Below are 20,895 nucleotides of genomic sequence, written 5' to 3'. Positions count from 1 at the left end.
CCCGTGAGTAAGAAGTCATCGGTTCGTCTTCAATCCGCCGACGACTTTTCCGGGCAGACCGGTCGTGGTGTAGGCCGTGTTGCGCAACGACTCTGTGTACGGGTCGAGGTATCCGTAGCCCGCGGGGGCGGTTCCGTTGAGGGGATTCCGTCCGTCGATGTTGGCGCCAATGGCGCTGTGTCCCTGGGTGGGCTTGAGTACTTCCCCGAGGAGCGTAGCTCCTTCGGCAGAGAACGATTGCGCGCCGCCCATGCCGCGGAGGGTGTGCGAGAGTCCGGCTGCGGGTAAGACCGCGCCGGCTATGCTCGCCCCGGGCGACCAGACGGCCTCGGGGTTCGGTTGCGCGCGTCCGCCGAGGACGGATCCGAAGGGGGCGGTGAAATCCTGCCTGGCTATGGTGGTGTAGATCGCCGGTATACCGCCGTCTGTCTTAACGTGCAGGTCGGATAGGGATCTCACGACCGTGGTGTCGATGCCGGCGGAACCCAGCATGGTGAAGGAATCGATCGGGTACTTCGTATGGACCAACGCGTCGGCGGCCATCGTGGTGCCGTAGGAGTGTGCGATCACGGACACGTACGGGAGCGGCGCCCGCGACTGCGCGGCTCGGGTGGCGTGGGTACCGTCCAGCTCGTTTGCGAATCGCCAGGCTCCGTCCTGCGCCAACGCCGGGGTGTTCACGCTGCCCAGATCCGGCGTGTCATAGCCCAACCAAGCGACCGTCGCATGCGTCCTGCTCCCGTCACGATCGTTCTGCTCGTCGAAGAGGTTCCTCGCCGCCAGGGACCAGCTCGCGGTGCCGTCGGCGGCGTCGGAGAACATCCCGGGTGCGGCCCACGTAACAGTGTCGGCAGTGTCGAGGTCGCCGTAGCCGACGGCGACCATCGGAACCTTGGCATTGAGGTTGAAGCACACCAACGAGGCTGAGGGGTCCGCGAGAACATTCTTCAGAGCCGCAAGTACCTTGCGCTGCTCGGGACTGAGAGCGGAGAGGTGCTTCTGCGCCTCCTTGTAGACCGCCAGGTTGCACGTCTTGCGGACGGAGTACGGCAGGCCGGCGAGGTTGCCCAGGATGCCGGGCGCAGCCTTCTGCCACGAAGCCCGGACGTCCTCGGCCAACCCCGCCCACCATCCCGCAACCTTGTCCGCCGACGGCGGGTGTTCCCAGAACTGTTGCGCGAGCTCGGGCCTCTGGGCCATCAGCGCCTTCAGCTCGTCCGGCGTCAGCGTCTTCAACGTGTCCATCAGCGACGCGTTGACGCTCGCCGAAACAGGGATGCGGGAGAGCTTGCCGACCGTGGAGCCGAAGGTCGCCATCTCCCGCTTCGGCGCTCGGGTCGCAGCGCCGTGCAGAGCGTCGTCGAGGGCGCGGGCGAAGGCCCGTTCATCGGCGTCGTACTGTTCTTCCGCCTCCCGGGCGCGCCGTCTGGCGGCGTCGAGGCGTTCCTGCGCATCCTGGGCACGAAGCCGCGCCTGCGCCAGCCCGTCGGCCGCCGCCTGCTCCTTCTTCCGCGCGGCCGTGACCTCCGAATGGGACGGTGCGGTCTTTCCCGGCGGCGGCTTCTCGGTGGAGGCGTAGGCCTTCTCCACGACTTTCAGCGCCATGACCAAGGCGGCATACTCCGGGCCGAGCGCTGCCATGGCGGCCTCCTGCGCGTGCAATTCTGCTAGCGCGTCCTCTGCTTCCCGCAGCGCCCGATCCGCATCATCCTGTGCCAGGTGAAGCGAGGCCGACCACCGCGACGCCGCCTCAGCGCCCTGGGCGTGCCGGCCGGCCGCCTCCGACGCGGCCGAGGCCGCCGACCGCAGCCGCTGCCGGAAGATATCCGCGGCGAGGCCCGACCATGCCGACGCGTCCAGCTGTGAATCCAGCACGTCCTTCGCTGTCCTGGACTGGTGCTGCAGTCGATCGGACCAGCGCCGCAGGTGGGTCGCGAAGGCGTCCACGATCGCGTGATCACCCGGCGTCGGATCCGAGTCCAGACCGAGCGGCGACCAGTCGTGCGCCCTAGAAGCCAACGAATACCCCCTGGCGCAGAGCGACCGCATCCTTCGCGTCCCGCTGCTCGTAGGCGTCGGCGGCCTTGGACAGCGCCCCCGCGAGTCCCGCCATCGAGTCATCGACTGACGACTGCCCGGACACCCAGTACGCCTCGAAGCGCTCTACCGCGTCCCGCGCCGTCCACGAACCGAAACCGTGCGACTCGTCCGCCGATGGACGCTTCCCGCACACCGCGCCTTTCAGCGAGTGCGCGCCCGCTCGCAACCTCCCGACATCGACACCGACCGCTCTCGCCATATCTGCTCCTTACAGCTCATCATGAATGAAGCGTTAAGGTATCAATATCGGGCGACTTAAAAGGGACGGTGGCCTCAATTGCGCGTAGGACGGGCCCTCACCAGAACTGCGCCACCCGCTCCGCCAGCAGCGACACCCCGATCAGCGTCATGGCGATGGCCGACACGCGCGACATGATGACCGTCCCGCGCGGCCGCGCCGCGAGCAGTCGCCGGGCCAGCATCGCGACAGCCGGGTAGACGACCGCGCAGGTCGCGACGAACATCCCGCCGAGCAGCAGCATCTGCGCGGCCGGCGCCCAGTCGGTGTGCGTCGAGGTGAACTGCGGCACCAGGGCGACGAGCACCAGCAGGCCCTTCGGGTTGAAGCCGCTCACGCCCGCACCCCGCAAGAAGGACGCCAGGGGCGAGCCGGCCGCGCCGGTGTCCGCGTGCGCGGTGAGTGGGCCCGCCGACCGGACGAGGCCGCCGATCCCGAGCCAGAGCAGGTACAGCGCGCCGCCGATGGTGAGCACGTCCATCAGCACCGGATTCGCCGCCACCAGTGCGCCCAAACCGACAGCGACGGCGCACACGACCACCAGGTAGCCGAACAGGATGCCGCCGATCGACGGCGCGAGGCTCCGGCCGCCGACCCCGACCGAGACCGCGTACGCCCAGTCGGCGCCCGGCGTGCAGACGAGCAGCACGGTCACGCCCCAGAACCCCAGTGCCAGTGCCGGATCCATCAGCATCCCCTTTCGATGTCAGGGGAAAGCTATGCCAGGAGAGGCGACAGGTGCTTGCTACTTTCGGGCGCAGACGCGCTGGATGTGGAAGAATTCACCCCATGGACGCCATCGACAGGGAGATCCTTGCGGCATTGCAGGAAGACGGCCGGCTCAGCCTCACCGACCTCGCCGCGCGCGTCGGACTGACGCTGTCCCCGTGCCACCGGCGGGTGCGCGAACTCGAGCGCGACGGCGTCATCGAGCAGTACCGCGCGGTCGTGTCGCCCGCGGCGGTCGGGCTCAACTTCGAGGCGATCGTATTCGTGACCATCGACCGCACCGACCCGGAGACCGTCGGCGCGTTCGAGGAGGGCGTGCTCGCCATCCGGAACATCGTGCAGGCCGAGCGGCTGTTCGGCGACCCGGACTACATGCTCCGCGTGCTCACCGCCGACCTGACGGCCTATCAGGAGCTCTTCGACGGCCCGCTCGGCGCCCTGCCGGGCGTACGCAAGCTCAGCTCCACGCTGGTGATGAAGCAGGTGACGGGACGCCGCGCGCTGCCGACCTGAGCGTCAGCCCGCGTTGTAGGCGGGATGCATCGCGATCAGCAGCGTCGCCGTCCAGTGGCAGAGGAACGCGAGCACCGTGAGCGTGTGGAAGATCTCGTGGAACCCGAACTTCCCGGGGAACGGGTTCGGCCGCTTCATCCCGTAGATGACAGCGCCGATCGTGTACAGGATGCCGCCCACGAGCACGAGGACCATCATCGCGACGTTCGCGTTCACCAGGTCGACGATGTACATGAGGGCCGCCCAGCCGAGCGCCACGTAGATCGGGACGTACAGCCAGCGCGGCGCCGTGATCCAGAACACCCGGAACCCGATCCCGAGCAGCGCCCCGGCCCAGACGAGCGAGAGCAGCAGGATGCCCTTGTCCGGCGGCAGAGCGAGGACCGCCAGCGGGGTGTACGTGCCGGCGATGAGCAGGAAGATGTTCGCGTGGTCGATGCGCTTCAGGATGACCTTGGTGCGCGGTCGCCAGTTGAAGCGGTGGTACAGCGCCGAGTTGCCGAACAGCAGCATCGAGGTCAGCATGAACACCGCCGACGCCCACTTCGCCGGGGCTCCGTGCGCCAGGCAGATCAGGACGATGCCGGCCGCGATGGTGACCGGGAACGTGCCCGCATGGATCCATCCGCGCCAGGTCGGCTTGACGTCCGCCGGGTTGGCGAGGGAGGCGTCGAGCAGCGGGATGTTCGGCAGGTCCGGGCCGGCGTCGCGCGTTTCGCGCTCGTCCGCCTGCACGGCGGCATCGGACGGGTCGAGCAGGGGAGTCGGCTCGGAGAGCAGCTCGGCGACATCCTCCCCGGGGCGCGCACCGGCGGTGCGGTCGGGGTTCGGGCTTCTGCGGGGCGACATGCACCCAGCGTAGGGGAGGCGGGTGGCGGGATGCTGTGAGCGCAGTAACGTAGCAGGGTGAGCAGAAGCGCGACGCCGGGTGATCGGCTGATGGCCAGCGGGCTGCTCTACCGGCTCTACCAGAAGCGGCTCCGCCGCGACATCAACCGCGACGCCCTGCCGCAGCACGTGGCGATGATCATCGACGGCAACCGGCGGTGGGCCCGCCAGGCGGGGCTCGACACGGTCGCGCACGGCCACCGGGCGGGCGCGGCGAAGATGCGCGAGTTCCTGGAGTGGTGCGACGAGCTCGGGATCGAGGTCGTGACGCTGTACCTCCTGTCGTCGGACAACCTCACCAACCGCGAGAGCTCGGAGCTCGGCGACCTGATCGAGATCATCGCGCAGCTTGCCGAGGACGTCTCGCAGTACCGGGACTGGCGGGTCAAGCACGTCGGCTCGACCGCCGGCCTCCCCGCCCGGCTCGTCGAAGCGCTCGCCGACGCGGAGCGCCGCACGGCCGAGAACACGGGCATGCACATCAACCTCGCGGTCGGCTACGGCGGCCGCAAGGAGATCACCGACGCCATGCGCAGCATCGTCGCCGCGCACCACGCCGAGGGCGGCAGCCTCGAAACGCTCGCCGACCTGCTCACGCCGGACCTCATCGGCGAGCATCTGTACACCGGCGGCCAGCCCGATCCCGACCTCGTCATCCGCACGTCGGGGGAGCAGCGCCTCAGCGACTTCATGCTGTGGCAGAGCGCGCACAGCGAGTTCTACTTCGTCGAGGCGCTGGGACCGGACCTGCGCGAGGTCGACTTTCTGCGCGCCGTGCGCGACTACTCCCGACGCCAGCGCCGCTTCGGCGGCTGAGTCCCCTTTCCGGCAGAATCGTCACGTGACGACGATCGAGGAGTTCGCCCGCGGATTCGGCGAGGAGCCCGGCTACCTGGACTACGGACGGGTCGGCCCGCTGTCCGCCACCGCCCGTGCCGAAGCCCTCGGGCAGTACGAGATCCTGTCGCGCGCCCGCTTCGGCACGATCGAGCGGATGCGCGCGGAGGACGAGCGCGTGCGGGACGCGGTGAGCGCACTGACCCGGTTCCCCGCCGAGCAGATCGTGTTCCAGCCGAACGCCTCCAGCGGCCTCCTGCACGCCGCCTTCGGGCTCACCGGTGGGGACGTGCTCCTCTCGCTCGGCGAGTTCCCCTCCCTGACGTATGCCGCCGAACGGGCGGCGCAGGCCCTCCGCGTCATCACGCCGGTCTGGCTCGAGACCGACCACGACCGCGTGACGCCGGCCCGCATCCGCGAGCAGCTGACCGACTCGACGGCGGCCGTCATGGTCAGCCTCGTCGACTCGCGGACCGGCTACCTGGCCGACATCGACGGCATCCGGCAGGTCATCGGCGACCGCCTCCTCGTCGTGGACGCCATCCAGGGTTTCGGCGTGGTGGACGCTCCATGGGAGGTCGCCGACGTCGTCGTCTCGGGCGGCCAGAAGTGGATGCGCGCCGGCTGGGGCACCGGTTTCCTGGCGCTCAGCGAGCGGGCCGTCGACCACCTCACGCCGGTGTTCAGCGGGTGGACCGGCTCCGGGCCGGAGCAGCCCTGGGACGAGGTGCGCGAGCCGGTGCGCGGCGCCGGGGCCTTCTCCGTCTCCAACCCCGACCTCGTCGCCGAGGCGCGCTTCGCCGCCGCTCTCGAGGAGGTCGCGCAGGTCGGGGTGGACGCGGTGGCCGCCGCCGTCTCCGACAACGTCGAGCGCGTCCTCGAACTCGCCGACGAGTTCGCCGTCCCGGTCTCCTCCTCGCGTAGCCCCAACGAGCGGGCGGGAATGGTCGTGCTCGAGCCGCTGCCCGAGCAGTTGACGGCGCTCGGCGCCTCGCTGTTCAACCACGGCGTGACGGCGACGGTGCGCTCGACCAGCGTGCGCGTCAGCGTCCACGCCGGCACGACCGAGGAGACGCTGGACATGCTGCGCGCGGCGTTCACCTCCTACGCCTCGGTCGCCTGACAAGCTCCCACAACTGGGGGCGAATGTTCACCTGAACGAAACACGACACGCGGCCCCGCCGGCGACCGATGTCGGTGCCCGGGCGTAGTTTCAAGCCATCGGGCACCGCGCCCGATCGAGACGGCCACAAAAGTTCGTCTCGAAACCAGCGGCCGTCTCGCCAGTGAGATCCGCCGGCTCCCGAGGGACCGGCGGGGTGGGAGTGGTCGTGGCGGAATCAGCAACCCGACAGGCAGCAACTCGGCAGACCGGCGGGGCGGCGAAGACGGACGAGCGCACGTATGTGCTCGACACGTCGGTGCTGCTCTCCGATCCGAAGGCGATCTTCAACTTCGCGGAGCACGCTGTCGTCATCCCCGTCGTCGTCGTGAGCGAGCTCGAGGGCAAGCGCAATGACCCCGAGATCGGGTACTTCGCGCGACAGGCGCTGCGCAACCTGGACGATCTGCGGGTGCAGCACGAACGGCTCGACTTCCCGATCCCCGTCGGCGACGGCGGCTCGCTGCGCGTGGAGCTCAATCACTCGAACATGAGCGTCCTGCCGAGCGGCATGCAGCTCGGCGACAACGACTCGCGCATCCTCGCGGTCGCCCTCAACCTGTCGAACGACGGCCTGGATGTGACGGTCGTCTCCAAGGACCTCCCGCTGCGCGTGAAGGCCGCCTCGATCGGCCTGGCCGCCGAGGAGTACCGCCACGAGCAGGCGGTCGACTCCGGCTGGACCGGTATGGCCTCGATCGACCTCGGCAGCGATGAGATGGCGTCCCTCTACGAGGAGGAGTGGATGCGGACCGAGCTCGCCGCCGGTCTCCCGGTCAACACGGGCCTCGTCATCCACTCGGACCGCGGCTCGGCCCTCGGCCGGGTGGTCGCCGACGCCGAGGTGAAGCTGGTGCGCGGCGACCGCGACGTGTTCGGCCTGCACGGCCGCTCGGCGGAGCAGCGCCTCGCGATCGACCTGCTCCTCGACCCGGAGATCGGCATCCTGTCGCTCGGCGGTCGCGCCGGCACCGGCAAGTCGGCCCTCGCACTCTGCGCCGGACTCGAGGCGGTGCTGGAGCGGCGTCAGCACAAGAAGATCATGGTGTTCCGCCCGCTGTACGCGGTCGGCGGCCAGGAGCTCGGCTATCTTCCCGGCGACCAGGGCGAGAAGATGAACCCCTGGGGACAGGCGGTGTTCGACACGCTCGGCGCGCTGGTCTCGCAGAACGTGCTGGATGAGGTGCAGGACCGCGGCATCCTCGAGGTGCTGCCGCTCACGCACATCCGCGGCCGATCGTTGCACGACGCGTTCGTGATCGTGGACGAGGCCCAGTCGCTGGAGCGGAACGTGCTGCTGACGGTCCTCAGCCGCATCGGCCAGAACTCGCGCGTGGTGCTCACCCACGACGTCGCCCAGCGCGACAACCTCCGTGTCGGCCGCCACGACGGCGTCGCGAGCGTGATCGAGACGCTGAAGGGCCACCCGCTGTTCGCGCACGTCACCCTCACCCGCTCCGAGCGCTCCGCCATCGCGGCCCTCGTGACCGAGATGCTGGAGGCCAACGAGCTGGCCTAGCCGCCCCCCCGTCGAGTACACGAAGAGTGCACGCTGGGACCCGTCTCGGCGTGCACTCTTCGTGTACTCGTCCGCAGCACCGCGCATTGCTATCGGTTGACCAGACCCGGTCTACCGATAGCACTCGCGAGTGAAGAGCTTGGTATTGCATTCGGCGTGTCGTGACAAACGTGTCCGTGGAGGGGTGGATGATCTCCGTAGGAACAAGAAAGCCCGAGATACGGGTTTCGCCGCTCTCGAGCTTCCTCGGTGAACCTTGGTAGGGATTCGATCTGAGGATAGCCCGATCGGTAGAGCGCAGCCAGTGCAACGCCGAGGCGAGGACGTTCCTGGAAAGGTCGGCATTATGTCGACGATTCTTATTACCTATGACCTGAACAGGCCCGGTCAGTCCTACGCCAGCCTGCACGAGCGCATCAAGTCGCTCGGAGCATGGGCGAAGCCGACGGATTCCACATGGCTAGTGTCGGCGTGGGGACAGACCGCCGAGTCAGTGTATAACCACATCCGCCCCGCCCTTGATGAGACCGACAGGGTCCTGGTGTTCGATGTAAGTGGGCGCTCGAACACTGGCTGGCTTCCGCGCCGGATCTGGGAGTGGATCAGCCAGCACGTCTGAGAATGTGTGGCGCCCCGTTCGTTGCCAACGGGGCGCCACATAGTTCACATGCGGCGGCGGCTCAGCCGGGGTGGGTCATGGAGAGGACGTCGAGGGCCTTGTCCAGCTGCTCGAGGGTGACCTCGCCGCGGTCGACGAAGCCGAGGTCGATGACGGCCTCGCGCACCGTGATGCCCTTGGCGACGGCGTGCTTGGCGACCTTGGCGGCGGCCTCGTAGCCGATCACGCGGTTGAGCGGCGTCACGATCGACGGGCTCGACTCGGCGAAGGCGCGGGCGCGGTCCAGGTTGGCCTCGAGGCCCCGGATGGTCTTGTCGGCGAGCACGCGGCTGGCTTGCGTGAGCAGGCGGATCGACTCCAGCAGCGCGGTGCCCATGACCGGGATGGCGACGTTCAGCTCGAACAGGCCGGAGGCGCCGCTCCAGGCGATCGTCGCGTCGTTGCCGATCACCCGCGAGGCGACCATGAGGACCGCCTCCGGGATGACCGGGTTGACCTTGCCGGGCATGATCGACGAACCGGGCTGCAGGTCCGGGATGTGGAGCTCGCCGAGGCCGGTGTTCGGGCCGGAGCCCATCCAGCGCAGGTCGTTCGAGATCTTCGTCAGCGAGACGGCGATCGTGCGGAGGGCGCCGGACGCCTCGACGAGCGCGTCGCGGTTCGCCTGGGCCTCGAAGTGGTTGCGCGCCTCGGTGATCGGCAGCTCGGTCTCCTGCGTCAGCAGCTCGATGACGAGCTGCGGGAAGCCGAGCGGGGTGTTGATGCCGGTGCCGACCGCCGTGCCGCCGAGCGGGACCTCGGCGACGCGGGGGAGGGCGGCGCGGATGCGCTCGATGCCGTAGCGGATCTGCGCTGCGTAGCCGCCGAACTCCTGACCGAGGGTGACCGGGGTGGCGTCCATCAGGTGCGTGCGGCCGCTCTTGACCGCGTCCGCCCACTGCTCCGCCTTCCCCTCGAGGGCGACCGCGAGGTGGTCGAGCGCCGGGATGAGGTCGTCGGTGAGCGCGCCGGTGACGGCGATGTGCACCGAGGTCGGGAAGACGTCGTTCGACGACTGCGACGCGTTGACGTGGTCGTTCGGGTGCACCGGACGGCCGAGGCGTTCCGACGCGAGGGTCGCCAGCACCTCGTTCATGTTCATGTTGGACGACGTGCCGGAACCGGTCTGGTACACGTCGATCGGGAACTCGGCGTCGTGGGCGCCCGCGGCGACCTCGTCGGCGGCGGAGGCGATGGCGTCCGCGACGTCCTGGTCGAGCACGCCGAGGCGCGCGTTGGCGAGCGCGGCCGACTTCTTGATGCGGGCGAGCGCGGCGATCTGCGCCGGCTCCAGCACCGACCCGGAGATAGGGAAGTTCTCGACGGCGCGCTGCGTCTGCGCGCTGTAGAGCGCGTTCTTGGGGACGCGCACCTCTCCCATCGTGTCGTGCTCGATGCGGTACTCGGCGTCCGCCTGGGTGTCCACCACGGTGTGTCTTCCTTTCTGTATACGGAGGTCGATGTCAGTCGCGCATGCCGACGACGACGTCGGGGACGACCCGGCCCTCCGCGAGCCGGTAGTTGGCGCCGACGATCGCAAGGGTGTTCTCGGCGACCGCGGAGGCGATGATCTCGGACTGCGCCAGCAGCTCGGAGACGGTGTCGCGCAGGTGCTCGCGCCCGACCTCTCCGGCGTCGATGGCGGCGGGGTCGACCGCGCCGTCGCCGCCGACGCGGTGGACCGCGGGGACGATCGGCGCGATCAGCTGGGCGATGTGCGGCGGCAGCGGGTCGGCGTCCTCGGCCTGTGAGCCGATGGCGGCCGCGACCGCGCCGCAGCTGTCGTGGCCGAGCACGAGGATGAGCGGCACATGCAGCACCGCGACCGCGTACTCCAGCGACCCGATGACGGAGTCGGAGACGACCTGGCCGGCGTTGCGCACCACGAAGGCGTCGCCGAGGCCCATGTCGAAGATGATCTCGGCCGCGAGGCGGGAGTCGGCGCAGCCGAAGATGGCGGCGACCGGCTCCTGGCCATCGGCGACGGACTCGCGTCGCTCCACATCCTGGTGGGGATGCTGCGGCTCGCCCGCGACGAAGCGGGCGTTGCCGTCGAGCATCGAGTTCCAGACCTTACCGGGGCGTGTGGTGGGCACTACTTGTCTCCTCCGAGTGAGTGGATCTGGTCGGCGAGCGACGACGCCATCGTGCGGAACTCGGCGTCGTCCGCCGTGCCGAACACGATGATCGTGCTGTCGCCAGAGGTGGTCGTCAGCGCGTACTCGACGTTGCCGTCGTCCGAGCTGGAGGTGCGGTTGTCGTAGACGTCCCAGGTCACGCCGTCGATGTCGCGGGTGTCTTTGATGCGGGACTTGTTCACCTGGTCGGACACCCAGCTGTCATTGGCCTTGAAACCCTGCGTGACGCCGATGAACTGCTGCTTCGGCGTCACGAACCCGATGTACCAGGAGTCGACGCCGTCGGACGTCTTCGTGCGCAGTTCGGCATTGTTGGACTTCCAGTCCGCCGGGAGCTTCGGCACCAGCAGTGCGTCCGGCTCACTGCCCTGCGCCTGCTGCGCGATGGAGGGGTAGTCGACCGCCGGCTTGGTCGCGGACGGGTTGCCGCGCGGCACGATGAGCACGATCACGGCGACGAGCGCGAGGGTGGCGAGCAGCGAGTAGACGAGGTTGTTGATCGTCTGCCGGTTGCGGTGGTTCGCCGAGTTCTCGGCCTTGCGGGCCGCGGTCTCCTCCGGAGTCTCGGGGCGCCCGAGCTCCGCGACGACCGCCGGAGGCTTGTTGTTGCGGGGGCTCATTCGCCGTCGAACGCTCCCGAGGTCGCTGCGCCCGCGCCGGCGCGGGCCGCGTCGAGCCGCGCCTTCGCGCCGATCAGCCACTCCTCGCAGTGGCGCGCCAGGGCCTCGCCGCGCTCCCACAGCGCGATGGACTCCTCGAGCGTGGTCGTGCCCTGCTCGAGCTCCGTCACGACGCGGATCAGCTCGTCGCGCGCCTCTTCGTAGCTGAGCGTGCTGAGCGGATCCCCGGCCGGGGAGGTCTCTGTGGTGGGCATGGCATCCATTCTATTCGCGGTCGCCGTGGCTCGCGGGGGACGGCAGCGGGTCGCCGGCCGTCGCGACGAGCGACCCGCCCGAGACCGTCAGCCGCAGCTCGGAGCCGGACGGCGCCTCCTCGGGATCGGTCACGACGTGCCCGGCGGCGGTCTGGACGATGGCGTAGCCCCGGTCGAGCGTGCCCTGGGGGGACAGCGCCCGCAGCTGCCCGCGCAGCTCGGCCACCCGGGTGGTCTCGCGCTCGACGCAGCGGCCGACGAGCTCCGTGCCGCGGGCCACGTAGCGGGTGAGCTCTTCGGCGCGGGCGTCCACGATCCACGACGGGGAGGCGAGCACCGGGCGGGTGCGCAGGTGCCCGATCCGGTCGATCTCGTGCGCGATCAGGTGCGTGACGCGCGTGCCGATGCGGGCGCGCGCCTGCTGCACCCGGGCCAGCTCTTCTGCGACATCCGGGACCACGCGCTTCGCCGCATCCGTCGGGGTGGACGCGCGGAGGTCGGCCACCTCGTCGAGCAGCGGACGGTCGGCCTCGTGCCCGATCGCGCTGACGATCGGCGTCAGCGCGGCAGCCGCCGCGCGCACCAGGCGCTCGTCGCTGAAGCCGAGCAGATTCTGGAAGTCGCCGCCGCCGCGCGCCACGATGATGACCTCGACCTCGGGATCGGCGTCCAGCGTCCGGATAGCGGAGACCACCTCGGTCACCGTGCGCTCGCCCTGGACGGCCGCGTGCACGACGCGGAACCGCACCTGCGGCCAGCGCAGCTGCGCGTTGCGGAGCACATCCTTCTCGGCGTCGCTGTCCTTGCCCGTCACCAGACCGATCGTGTGCGGGAGGAACGGCAGGCGCTTCTTGCGCTCCACGGCGAACAGGCCCTCGGCGGCGAGCTGCTGCCGCAGCCGCTCCAGCCGCTCCAGAAGGTCGCCCAGGCCCACGTGCTTCATGTCGTAGACCTGCATGGTCAGGGTGCCGCCCTTGACCCAGAAGTTCGGCTTGATCGCGGCGACGACGCGGTCGCCCTGTTTGAGATCGGCCGGGATGCGCGCCTTCACCGAGGACCAGATCGTGAAGCTGATCGTGGCGTCCTCGTTCAGGTCTTTCAGCTTGCCGTAGACGTTCCCGCCGGAGATGCCCCACTGCGTGATCTCGCCCTCGACCCATGCGGTGCCGAGCCGGTCGATCCATCCCTTGATCTTGGAGTTGAGCAGCGCGACCGGCCACGGGGAGTCCACGGTCGGGGGAGCGGGCTGCATCGCGACGGGCGCTGACTGGCTCACCGACCCCTCCCATTCCGTGTCCAGCGTGCTCACGTAGGATCGAAGGGTGAGCGACGCAACCATCAGCCTCCCGATGCCGCGGATTCCCGGCGCGAGGCGACGGCTTCAGGATAACCCGGTCGTCGGACACAAGAAGGTCCTGCTGGCCGCACCCCGCGGCTACTGCGCCGGTGTCGACCGCGCCGTGGTCGCCGTCGAGAAGGCGCTGGACCTCTACGGTTCGCCCGTCTACGTGCGCAAGCAGATCGTCCACAACGTGCACGTCGTGTCCGAGCTGGAGCAGCAGGGTGCGATCTTCGTGGACGAGGTCGACGAGGTTCCGGAGGGCGCGCACGTCGTCTTCTCGGCGCACGGCGTCTCGCCGGCCGTCGTCAACGCCGCCGCCGCCCGCGGCCTGCGCGCGATCGACGCCACCTGCCCGCTGGTCACCAAGGTGCACCGCGAGGCCGTGCGCTTCGCGCGCGACGACCGCGAGATCCTGCTCATCGGCCACGCGGGCCACGAGGAGGTCGAGGGAACGGCGGGCGAGGCGCCCGACCACGTGACCCTGGTCAACGGGCCGGACGACGTCGACTCCATCGTCGTGAAGGACCCGGATCGCGTCGTCTGGCTCTCGCAGACCACGCTGTCGGTCGACGAGACGATGGAGACCGTGCGCCGCCTGCGCGAGCGCTTCCCGAACCTGCAGGACCCGCCCAGCGACGACATCTGCTACGCCACCCAGAACCGCCAGGTCGCCATCAAGAAGGTCGCCGAGCAGGCGGAGCTCGTGATCGTGGTCGGCTCGGCCAACTCCTCCAACTCGGTCCGCCTGGTCGAGGTCGCGCTGGAGTACGGCGCGAAGGCCGCCTACCGCGTCGACTATGCGAGCGAGATCAAGCAGGAATGGCTCGACGGCGTCTCCTCGATCGGCGTGACGAGCGGCGCATCCGTGCCCGAGGTGCTGGTGCAGGAGGTGCTGGACGACCTCGCGGGCGCCGGTTACGCCGATGTCGAGGAGGTCAAGACGGCCGAGGAGGACCTCATGTTCTCGCTGCCGAAGGAGCTCCGCAAGGACATCTCGGGCAAGCAGGACGCGCGGGCGCTCGGCGGCCGCGGCACCCGCTAGGCCGCTCCTCCGCTCCGTCCCGGCGCGGCGCTAGGGCGTCTGGGTCGGCGTCGTGCCGCCGGAGGTCCCCGAGTAGAACCCGAGCAGCACCGGGTCGGTCGCGAGCACCGCACCGGCGAAGATCAGCAGCACGACCATGGCGACGATCCCCGCGACGAGGGGGACCCAGAACGCCAGCCGCCGCCGGACCAGCAGCAGCGCCGCGAGACCCGCGGACGCCGCCCAGATCACGCCCATCAGGATGGACCCGATCAGCACCAGCGTGCCCACGACCGGTGCGGGCGTGTAGTCGCCGAGGCCGTTCGTGCTGTGCAGCAGCTGCATCGAGGCCGGGATGGCCTGGAGTGTCGCGATCGAGTACAGCATCCCGAAGAAGCCGAAGACGGCGAGCAGGATGGTGAGCGTCAGGTTCCAGGTCGGGGCCGGCTGCCCCGCGCGGGCCCGCTCGCCCGCCGACGGGTAGGGCGCCCCGGGATACGGAGGCCGCGCGCCCGGATACGGCGCGCCCGCCGGGGCCGGCGGAGTGACGGCGTCGTCCTCGCGCTCGAGCGGCCGGGAGGTGTCGAGGCGGTCGGCATCGGCCGGGGGATGCCACACCCAGCCGGGGGGCGCCAGCTCCCCGAACTGCGGACGTGGCCGGTCGTCCGGCCGCGGCTCCTGGTCGGTCATGCCCGCTGCCTCCTCGATCCTGCTGGTGCGGGCGGCGGGCGCTTCCGCGTCCCGCCGCCCGGCGCGACTACTTGCCGGAGTGTCCGGCCGAGCCGAGCTGCTGCGTCGCCTCGATGACGCGCTGCGCCATCGCCGACTCGGCGACCTTGCCCCAGGCGCGCGGGTCGTACAGCTTCTTGTTGCCCACTTCGCCGTCGACCTTGAGCACGCCGTCGTAGTTCTTGAACATGTAGTCCGCGATCGAGCGGGTGAAGGCGTACTGGGTGTCGGTGTCGATGTTCATCTTCACGACGCCGTTGCGAACCGCCTCCGCGATCTCCTCGTCGGTGGAGCCGGAGCCGCCGTGGAAGACGAGGTCGAGCGGCTTCGGGCCGTGGCCGTACTTCGCGGCGAGGCCGTCCTGGATCTCCTTCAGGAGCTCGGGGCGGAGCTTGACGTTGCCCGGCTTGTACACCCCGTGCACGTTGCCGAAGGTGAGTGCGGCCATGTAGCGGCCGTTCTCGCCGAGGCCGAGCGCGTCGACCGCCTTCTCGGCGTCGGCCAGCGTGGTGTACAGCGCTTCGTTCGATCCCTCGTGGCGGACGCCGTCCTCCTCGCCGCCGACGACGCCGATCTCGACCTCGAGGATCGCGTTGATCGCCTTGGTGCGCTTGAGCATGTCCTGCGCGATCTGGAGGTTCTCGTCCAGCGGGATGGCCGAGCCGTCCCACATGTGCGACTGGAAGATCGGGTTGCGGCCGGCCCGGACCTCCTCCTCGGAGGCGGCGATGAGCGGCAGGACGAAGTCGTCGAGCGCGTTCTTCGGGCAGTGGTCGGTGTGGAGCGCGACCGTGATGGGGTAGTTCTTGGCGACCTCGGTGGCGAACTTCGCGAACGCGAGCGCCCCGGTCGCGCGGGCCTTGACGGTCTGCCCGGCGAAGTAGTCCGCGCCGCCGGTGGTGACCTGGATGATCCCGTCGCTGCCCGCCTCGGTCAGACCCTGCAGCACGGCGTTGATCGTCTGCGACGACGACACGTTGAACGCGGGGTAGGCGAAGCCGCCGGCCTTCGCTTTGTCGAGCATCTCTGCGTACTGGTCCGGCGTGGCGATGGGCATTGCAGCTCCTTGAGGATCGGGGTGTCGAACGCCCTCATCATACCGAGGCGCTTGACATCCGGACCGAGCCCCCTCATTATGGTCAAAGGATTGATGGTCAGACCATCATCCCAGAACCACCCACAAAGGAGTAGGCACATGAATCTGCACTCGCTGCTGCAGAAGCGCACCGAGGAGGCGGGACCGATCCGCGTCGGCGTCATCGGTGCGGGCAAGTTCTCGTCGATGTTCCTCACGCAGGCCGTGAACAGCCCCGGCTTCCACGTGGTCGCCGTCGCCGACATCAACGTCCCCAAGGCGAAGGCGGCCCTGGACCGCACCGGATGGCCGGCCGAGCGTTACGCGGCCACCGGCTTCGACGACGCCCTGCGCACGGGCAAGACCTTCGTCACCGAGAGCGCGGACGACCTGCTGCGCCGCCCGGAGATCGAGGTCGTCCTGGAGATCACCGGCAACCCGATCATCGGCACCTATCACGCGCTCACCGCCATCGACAACGGCAAGCACGTCATCATGGTCAACGTCGAGGCGGACTGCATGGTCGGCCCGATCCTCCAGCGCCGCGCGCAGGCCGCCGGCGTCGTCTACTCGATGGCCTACGGCGACCAGCCGGCGCTGATCTGCGAGATGGTCGACTGGGCGCGCACCGTCGGCTTCGACGTCGTCGCCGCGGGCAAGGGCACCAAGTACCTTCCGGAGTACAACTACTCCACGCCGGACACGGTCTGGAACTACTACGGCTTCACCGAGGAGCAGCTGGCCTCGGGCGACTACAACCCGAAGATGTTCAACTCGTTCCTGGACGGCACCAAGTCGGCCATCGAGATGGCGGCCGTCGCCAACGGCACGGGCCTCATCCCGCAGGACGAGGGTCTCAACTTCACGCCGGCGGGCGTCGACGAGCTGTCGACGCTCATCATCCCGAAGGCCAACGGCGGCACGCTCAGCCGCTCGGGGACCGTCGAGATCGTCTCCAGCCTCAACCGCGACGGCAGCGACGTGTACCGCGACCTGCGCTGGGGCGTCTACGTCACCTTCGAGGCGCGCACCGACTACGCGGTCCAGTGCTTCGCCGAGTACGGCGTGCAGACCGACCCGTCGGGCCGCTTCGGCGAGCTGTACCGTCCGTACCACATGATCGGGCTCGAGCTCGGGGTGTCCATCGCGGCGGCGGTCCTCCGCAACGAGGCCACCGGCTCGCCGACCGGCTTCCGGGGCGACGTCGTCACAACGGCGAAGAAGGACCTCCGCGCGGGCGACACGCTCGACGGCGAAGGCGGCTACACGGTCTTCGGCAAGCTGGCTCCGGCCGCGGTGTCGCTCGACCACAACGCCCTCCCGCTGGGCCTGGCGCACGGCGCCAAGCTCATCCGCGACGTCCCCAAGGACCGCATGGTCTCGTGGGACGACGTGGATGCGGACGAGTCGCTGCTCGCCGTCCAGGTGCGCCGCGAACTGGAGGACGAGTTCCGTCGCGAATCCCTCGCCGCGGCCTGATGGTCTGACCTCGGCGCTCATGAAAACTAGACTGCTTCTCACCGGGAGCGGCGCTTCGAGCGCCGGGGCGATCCGGGCCCCCATGGGGGTCCGGAACCCGAACGAGGGGAGAAGCGATGTCGGAGGGCACGGCGTGGGAGCCCGTTCAGCGGGTCCGCACGTACGAGCAGGTCATGGCGCAGATCGAGGAGCGCATCCTCGACGGCCGGTTGAAGGCGGGAGACCACCTGCCGAGCGAACGGGATCTCGCGATCTCGCTCGGCGTCAGCCGTCCGTCGCTGCGGGAGAGCCTGCGGGTGCTGGAGGCGCTCGGGGTGGTGGACATCCGCCGCGGCGGCGAGGGGGGAGCGGTCCTCGTCGGGACGCCTGGACCCGGGTTCGTGAACCTGCTCAAGCTCCAGCTGGCGCTCGGGCACTTCAGCCAGACCGACGTGCTCGACACGCGCATCGCGCTCGAGTCGTGGTCGTGTTCGGAGGCGGCCCATCGAGCGACGGATGACGACCACGCCGCGCTCGCCGGCATCCTCGACGCCATGGAGGACCCCTCCATCGACGCACGCGAGTTCAACCGGCTGGACACCGCCTTCCACGTGACGATCGCGGAGTCCACCGGGAACGCCCTCACCGCCCACCTGATGCAGTCCCTCCGGATCGCCATCAACCGCCAGATGATCGAGGCCTACGAACGCCTCGACGACTGGCGGGAGACGGCCAAGACCGTCCGGGCGGAGCACCGCGGCATCCTCGCCGCGATCGAACAGCACGACCCGGATCAGGCCGTCCGCCTGGTTCGCGAACACATCGAAAGCTTCTACGCCATCGGCAACGTCGGCGGGGTCACCGCCCCGACCGGCTAGAGCCGGGAGACGGTCTCCCGGCTCGAAACGAGTATCAAGGGAGACACTCCGCAATGACCATGACAGCATCCCGTTCACAGCAGGCGGCCAACGGTTCGCCCGACAAGCTGAAGGTCGCCATCGGCTCCGCCGTCGGCACCACCGTCGAGAACTACGACTTCCTCGCCTACGGCACCGCCGCCGCCCTCTACTTCGGGACGGACTTCTTCCCGAGCGAGGACCCGGTCGTCGGTGTCCTGCTCGGCTTCCTCACGTTCGGCATCGGCTTCGCGATGCGTCCGCTCGGCGGCATCATCGGCGGCTTCCTCGGCGACAAGTACGGCCGCAAGCCGGTGCTCGTCGGTGCGCTGTTCGTGATGGGCATCTCGACCGTCCTCATCGGCCTGCTGCCGACCTACGCGCAGGTCGGGCTGCTCGCCCCGCTCCTGCTCACCGCGATCCGTATCGTGCAGGGCCTCGCGTTCGGCGCCGAATGGGGCGGCGCGATCCTGATGACCTTCGAGCACGCGCCGTGGCGAAAGCGCGGCAAATTCGCCGCCATCCCGCAGGTCGGCGTGCCGCTCGGAGTCTTCCTCGCCAACGTGGCGTTCCTGCTCTCGGCGGGCCTCGGCAACGAGCTGGCCTGGCGTCTGCCGTTCATGCTCAGCGCCGTGCTGATCGTCGCCGGCCTCATCATCCGCCTCAAGGTGTCGGAGAGCCCCGAGTTCGAGGAGGCCAAGACCGCCGGCACGCTGGTGAAGAACCCGATCCTGACCGTCCTCCGCAACGACTGGCGGACCGTCCTCCGCGTCATCGCGCTGCGCCTCGCCGAGACCGGCGGCTTCTACGTCATCGTCACCTACCTCATCTCCTACATCACGTCGAACGAGATCGCGACGCGCGAGACCGCGCTGACCGGCCTCATCATCGCGACGGCGCTGGGATGCTTCACCACGGTGATTTTCGGCGCGCTGAGCGATCGGTTCGGCCGGAAGACCGTGTACCTGATCGGCTCGCTCGCGACCATCGCGTTCGGCTTCCCGATGTTCCTGCTCGTCAACACAGGCATCCCCGCCTTCATCGTGCTCGTCTACGTGATCGGCCTCGCGATCATCCACGACATGCTCGCGGGCACGCAGGGCGCCTACTTCAGCGAGCTGTTCAGCACGAACACCCGCACCTCGGGCGCCTCGCTCGGCTACCAGTTCTCGGCCGCGTTGTCGGGCTTCATCCCCTTCATCGCGACGGCCGCGGCCATCGGGATGGGCTGGGGCGGTGTCGCCTGGATCTACGTCGCCGTCGGCGTGATCGGCCTGATCGGCGTCCTCGTCACCCGCGAGACCTGGGGACCGAAGGAGCGCGCCGAGGTGGAGCGCGTCATCGCCGAGGACCGCGCATGAAGACGGTCGTTCTCGACGACGACCCCACCGGCACGCAGTCGGCGACCGGGGTCCGCGTCCTCCTCGTGAGCGACGCGGACCTCCTCACCGAGGCGCTGCGGCAGGATGACAGCGTCTACGTGCAGACGAACAGCCGCGCGATCGACGAGGACGCGGCCGTGCGGCTCGTGTCGCGGGTCAAGCGCGACGCCGAGGAGGCGGCGCGCAGGCTGGGCGAGGAGGTGCAGTTCGTGCTGCGCGGCGACTCGACGCTGCGGGGACACGTGTTCGCCGAGACCGAGGTGTTCCTCTCCTCGGAGGCGGTCATGCTGTTCGTGCCCGCGTTCCCGGACGGCGGCCGGACCACGGTCGACGGCGTGCACCTGGTGCGGATCGGCGACTCCGTCGTCGCGGCGCACGACACGGAGTACGCGGCGGACCCGGTGTTCCCGTTCTCGAGCGGGGTGCTCGCCGAGTACGTGCGCGAGAAGTCGTCGCGCGAGCCGGTGCCGGTGCCGCTGTCCGTGGTGCGCGGCCCGGTGGAGGAGCTGGCGGCGGCCTTCGGCGCTGCTCCCGTGGGAAGCGTGCTGCTGCCCGACGCACTGACGGATGACGACATCCGGCGCGTCGCGGAGGCCGTCGGGATCACGCGGGAGTCGGGCACGCAGCTCGTCGTGCGTTCGGCCGCCCCGCTCGCGGCGGCGCTCGCCGGGGTGCAGAGCACCGGGCTGCTTCCGCGTCCGCTCGTGGCGTCGGCGTGTCCGACGCTGCTCGCCGTCGGATCGCACACCGGCGGCGCGACCGCGCAGCTCGAGGGCGTCCGCGAGGGATGGGGCGAACCGTCCGTCATCGACACGGTCGCCGCCTTCGCCGACCCCGCCTCCGCCGGGCATGCGGCCGCTGCTGCCGCCCGCGCGCGGCTGGACGACGGGATGCTCGCCGTGGTCACCAGCGAACGGGTCCGCGCCGCGTCCGACAACACGCTCGCGCACGGCGAGAAGGTGATGACCGCGCTGACGACGGCCGTCCGGGACCTGCTGCCGCGGGTGGAGGTCGTGGTCGCCAAGGGCGGTATCACCTCCGCCGAGGTGGCGCGGACCGGGGTCGGCGCCACCTGGGCGTACGTCGCCGGACAGGTGCTGCCGGGCGTGTCGGTGTGGCGGATGCTCGCCCACGACGGGCGCGAGATCACCTACGTGGTCGTGCCGGGCAACGTCGGCGGACCGGACACCCTCACCGAGGTGCTGTCCGCCGTGGGGCTCGTGCCGGAGACCGTCGGCGCGGTCTGAGCCGCGCCCCGCGCGCGGTCTGCGCGAACGTTCCGTGAACGTCCGTGCAGACCGCGCTCCGGCCCCTGACGAGGCGCGGAGCGGCGGAT

General features: G+C 69.6%; 21 protein-coding genes. 10 read left to right on the top strand and 11 right to left on the bottom strand.

Going from position 1 to position 20,895, the window contains the following annotated elements:
- Nucleotides 1-15: 15 nt before the first annotated feature.
- The 3 genes from AB0P25_RS01370 to AB0P25_RS01360 form a co-directional block, all read right to left on the bottom strand.
- Nucleotides 16-1,947: an alpha/beta hydrolase gene (locus AB0P25_RS01370; RefSeq protein ID WP_363804955.1), complete on the bottom strand. Its 1,932-nt coding sequence runs from the start codon at nucleotides 1,945-1,947 to the stop codon at nucleotides 16-18.
- 61 nt (nucleotides 1,948-2,008) lie between these two features.
- The gene (locus AB0P25_RS01365) at nucleotides 2,009-2,299 is read right to left on the bottom strand and encodes a type VII secretion target (RefSeq protein ID WP_363804953.1); all 291 of its coding nucleotides are present in this window, start codon (nucleotides 2,297-2,299) and stop codon (nucleotides 2,009-2,011) included.
- 97 nt (nucleotides 2,300-2,396) lie between these two features.
- Complete coding sequence (locus AB0P25_RS01360) at nucleotides 2,397-3,026, bottom strand: LysE family translocator (RefSeq protein ID WP_363804952.1); 630 nt, start codon at nucleotides 3,024-3,026, stop codon at nucleotides 2,397-2,399.
- Between the two features lie 101 nt (nucleotides 3,027-3,127).
- Between AB0P25_RS01360 and AB0P25_RS01355 the strand changes: the two genes are divergently transcribed.
- A complete protein-coding gene (locus AB0P25_RS01355) occupies nucleotides 3,128-3,580 on the top strand; it encodes an Lrp/AsnC family transcriptional regulator (RefSeq protein WP_363804951.1) in 453 nt (150 codons plus the stop codon).
- A gap of 3 nt (nucleotides 3,581-3,583) precedes the next feature.
- Here the strand turns inward: AB0P25_RS01355 and AB0P25_RS01350 are convergent, their stop codons facing one another.
- A complete protein-coding gene (locus AB0P25_RS01350; RefSeq protein ID WP_363804949.1) occupies nucleotides 3,584-4,429 on the bottom strand; it encodes a hemolysin III family protein in 846 nt (281 codons plus the stop codon).
- A gap of 90 nt (nucleotides 4,430-4,519) precedes the next feature.
- Here AB0P25_RS01350 and AB0P25_RS01345 point away from each other — a divergent pair, with 90 nt between their 5' ends.
- The 4 genes from AB0P25_RS01345 (at nucleotide 4,520) to AB0P25_RS01330 (ending at nucleotide 8,605) form a co-directional block, all read left to right on the top strand.
- Nucleotides 4,520-5,284 (top strand): isoprenyl transferase, encoded by a 765-nt coding sequence (locus tag AB0P25_RS01345; RefSeq protein ID WP_363806219.1) that lies wholly within the window; start codon nucleotides 4,520-4,522, stop codon nucleotides 5,282-5,284.
- A 25-nt stretch (nucleotides 5,285-5,309) separates the two neighbouring features.
- The gene (locus AB0P25_RS01340) at nucleotides 5,310-6,428 is read left to right on the top strand and encodes an aminotransferase class V-fold PLP-dependent enzyme (RefSeq protein WP_363804948.1); all 1,119 of its coding nucleotides are present in this window, start codon (nucleotides 5,310-5,312) and stop codon (nucleotides 6,426-6,428) included.
- 208 nt (nucleotides 6,429-6,636) lie between these two features.
- The gene (locus tag AB0P25_RS01335) at nucleotides 6,637-7,986 is read left to right on the top strand and encodes a PhoH family protein (RefSeq protein ID WP_363804946.1); all 1,350 of its coding nucleotides are present in this window, start codon (nucleotides 6,637-6,639) and stop codon (nucleotides 7,984-7,986) included.
- A gap of 346 nt (nucleotides 7,987-8,332) precedes the next feature.
- Nucleotides 8,333-8,605: a hypothetical protein gene (locus AB0P25_RS01330; RefSeq protein WP_363804944.1), complete on the top strand. Its 273-nt coding sequence runs from the start codon at nucleotides 8,333-8,335 to the stop codon at nucleotides 8,603-8,605.
- Between the two features lie 61 nt (nucleotides 8,606-8,666).
- Here the strand turns inward: AB0P25_RS01330 and AB0P25_RS01325 are convergent, their stop codons facing one another.
- The 5 genes from AB0P25_RS01325 to xseA are packed head-to-tail and all read right to left on the bottom strand — an operon-like array spanning nucleotide 8,667 to nucleotide 12,932.
- Complete coding sequence (locus tag AB0P25_RS01325) at nucleotides 8,667-10,073, bottom strand: class II fumarate hydratase (RefSeq protein WP_363804943.1); 1,407 nt, start codon at nucleotides 10,071-10,073, stop codon at nucleotides 8,667-8,669.
- Nucleotides 10,074-10,107: 34 nt separating this feature from the next.
- The gene (locus tag AB0P25_RS01320; RefSeq protein WP_363806217.1) at nucleotides 10,108-10,704 is read right to left on the bottom strand and encodes a carbonic anhydrase; all 597 of its coding nucleotides are present in this window, start codon (nucleotides 10,702-10,704) and stop codon (nucleotides 10,108-10,110) included.
- 35 nt (nucleotides 10,705-10,739) lie between these two features.
- Complete coding sequence (locus AB0P25_RS01315; RefSeq protein WP_363804942.1) at nucleotides 10,740-11,402, bottom strand: DUF4245 domain-containing protein; 663 nt, start codon at nucleotides 11,400-11,402, stop codon at nucleotides 10,740-10,742.
- Nucleotides 11,399-11,665 (bottom strand): exodeoxyribonuclease VII small subunit, encoded by a 267-nt coding sequence (locus AB0P25_RS01310; RefSeq protein WP_082888915.1) that lies wholly within the window; start codon nucleotides 11,663-11,665, stop codon nucleotides 11,399-11,401. Before AB0P25_RS01310 ends, AB0P25_RS01315 begins: the two co-directional genes overlap by 4 nt.
- Before the next feature lies 1 nt (nucleotide 11,666).
- Nucleotides 11,667-12,932, bottom strand: a complete 1,266-nt coding sequence (xseA, locus tag AB0P25_RS01305) for an exodeoxyribonuclease VII large subunit (protein ID WP_363804940.1) — start codon at nucleotides 12,930-12,932, stop codon at nucleotides 11,667-11,669.
- A 73-nt stretch (nucleotides 12,933-13,005) separates the two neighbouring features.
- On the opposite strand from xseA, the gene AB0P25_RS01300 reads away from it, so the two are divergent.
- Nucleotides 13,006-14,040 carry a 4-hydroxy-3-methylbut-2-enyl diphosphate reductase gene (locus tag AB0P25_RS01300; RefSeq protein WP_363806215.1) on the top strand — a complete coding sequence of 345 codons (1,035 nt, stop codon included), beginning with the start codon at nucleotides 13,006-13,008 and terminating at the stop codon, nucleotides 14,038-14,040.
- Nucleotides 14,041-14,070: 30 nt separating this feature from the next.
- Here AB0P25_RS01300 and AB0P25_RS01295 read toward each other — a convergent pair whose 3' ends face one another.
- Entirely contained in the window at nucleotides 14,071-14,709 is a 639-nt protein-coding gene (locus AB0P25_RS01295) for a DUF6264 family protein (protein ID WP_363804938.1), read from the bottom strand.
- Nucleotides 14,710-14,776: 67 nt separating this feature from the next.
- Nucleotides 14,777-15,805, bottom strand: coding sequence for a class II fructose-bisphosphate aldolase (gene fbaA / locus AB0P25_RS01290; RefSeq protein WP_363804937.1), 1,029 nt, complete (start codon nucleotides 15,803-15,805; stop codon nucleotides 14,777-14,779).
- Nucleotides 15,806-15,943: 138 nt separating this feature from the next.
- Between fbaA and AB0P25_RS01285 the strand changes: the two genes are divergently transcribed.
- The 4 genes from AB0P25_RS01285 to AB0P25_RS01270 all read left to right on the top strand — a co-directional run bounded on the left by AB0P25_RS01285 (nucleotide 15,944) and on the right by AB0P25_RS01270 (nucleotide 20,806).
- Nucleotides 15,944-17,302, top strand: coding sequence for a Gfo/Idh/MocA family oxidoreductase (locus AB0P25_RS01285; protein ID WP_363804936.1), 1,359 nt, complete (start codon nucleotides 15,944-15,946; stop codon nucleotides 17,300-17,302).
- Between the two features lie 116 nt (nucleotides 17,303-17,418).
- A complete protein-coding gene (locus tag AB0P25_RS01280) occupies nucleotides 17,419-18,159 on the top strand; it encodes a FadR/GntR family transcriptional regulator (RefSeq protein ID WP_064109464.1) in 741 nt (246 codons plus the stop codon).
- 53 nt (nucleotides 18,160-18,212) lie between these two features.
- Nucleotides 18,213-19,538, top strand: a complete 1,326-nt coding sequence (locus AB0P25_RS01275; RefSeq protein ID WP_363804934.1) for an MFS transporter — start codon at nucleotides 18,213-18,215, stop codon at nucleotides 19,536-19,538.
- On the top strand, nucleotides 19,535-20,806 hold the full coding sequence (locus AB0P25_RS01270; RefSeq protein ID WP_363804933.1) for a four-carbon acid sugar kinase family protein: 1,272 nt from the start codon (nucleotides 19,535-19,537) through the stop codon (nucleotides 20,804-20,806). The genes AB0P25_RS01275 and AB0P25_RS01270 overlap by 4 nt, the downstream gene beginning before the upstream one ends.
- Nucleotides 20,807-20,895 lie beyond the last annotated feature (89 nt).

Origin of the sequence: Leifsonia sp. NPDC077715, assembly GCF_040686855.1 — a bacterium.
Classification (GTDB): Bacteria; Actinomycetota; Actinomycetes; order Actinomycetales; family Microbacteriaceae; genus Leifsonia.
Note: the sequence above shows the minus strand (reverse complement) of the source record. Positions and strands in the feature narration are given on the sequence as shown.

Excerpts from the sequence above, each read along its gene's own strand:
- AB0P25_RS01365 (WP_363804953.1), bottom strand. The coding sequence starts at position 2,299 with ATGGCGAGAGCGGTCGGTGTCGATGTCGGGAGGTTGCGAGCGGGCGCG.
- AB0P25_RS01360 (WP_363804952.1), bottom strand. The coding sequence starts at position 3,026 with ATGGATCCGGCACTGGCACTGGGGTTCTGGGGCGTGACCGTGCTGCTC.
- AB0P25_RS01355 (WP_363804951.1), top strand. The coding sequence starts at position 3,128 with ATGGACGCCATCGACAGGGAGATCCTTGCGGCATTGCAGGAAGACGGC.
- AB0P25_RS01350 (WP_363804949.1), bottom strand. The coding sequence starts at position 4,429 with ATGTCGCCCCGCAGAAGCCCGAACCCCGACCGCACCGCCGGTGCGCGC.
- AB0P25_RS01345 (WP_363806219.1), top strand. The coding sequence starts at position 4,520 with ATGGCCAGCGGGCTGCTCTACCGGCTCTACCAGAAGCGGCTCCGCCGC.
- AB0P25_RS01330 (WP_363804944.1), top strand. The coding sequence starts at position 8,333 with ATGTCGACGATTCTTATTACCTATGACCTGAACAGGCCCGGTCAGTCC.
- AB0P25_RS01320 (WP_363806217.1), bottom strand. The coding sequence starts at position 10,704 with ATGCTCGACGGCAACGCCCGCTTCGTCGCGGGCGAGCCGCAGCATCCC.
- AB0P25_RS01315 (WP_363804942.1), bottom strand. The coding sequence starts at position 11,402 with ATGAGCCCCCGCAACAACAAGCCTCCGGCGGTCGTCGCGGAGCTCGGG.
- AB0P25_RS01310 (WP_082888915.1), bottom strand. The coding sequence starts at position 11,665 with ATGGATGCCATGCCCACCACAGAGACCTCCCCGGCCGGGGATCCGCTC.
- AB0P25_RS01300 (WP_363806215.1), top strand. The coding sequence starts at position 13,006 with ATGCCGCGGATTCCCGGCGCGAGGCGACGGCTTCAGGATAACCCGGTC.
- AB0P25_RS01295 (WP_363804938.1), bottom strand. The coding sequence starts at position 14,709 with ATGACCGACCAGGAGCCGCGGCCGGACGACCGGCCACGTCCGCAGTTC.
- fbaA (WP_363804937.1), bottom strand. The coding sequence starts at position 15,805 with ATGCCCATCGCCACGCCGGACCAGTACGCAGAGATGCTCGACAAAGCG.
- AB0P25_RS01285 (WP_363804936.1), top strand. The coding sequence starts at position 15,944 with ATGAATCTGCACTCGCTGCTGCAGAAGCGCACCGAGGAGGCGGGACCG.
- AB0P25_RS01280 (WP_064109464.1), top strand. The coding sequence starts at position 17,419 with ATGTCGGAGGGCACGGCGTGGGAGCCCGTTCAGCGGGTCCGCACGTAC.
- AB0P25_RS01275 (WP_363804934.1), top strand. The coding sequence starts at position 18,213 with ATGACCATGACAGCATCCCGTTCACAGCAGGCGGCCAACGGTTCGCCC.
- AB0P25_RS01270 (WP_363804933.1), top strand. The coding sequence starts at position 19,535 with ATGAAGACGGTCGTTCTCGACGACGACCCCACCGGCACGCAGTCGGCG.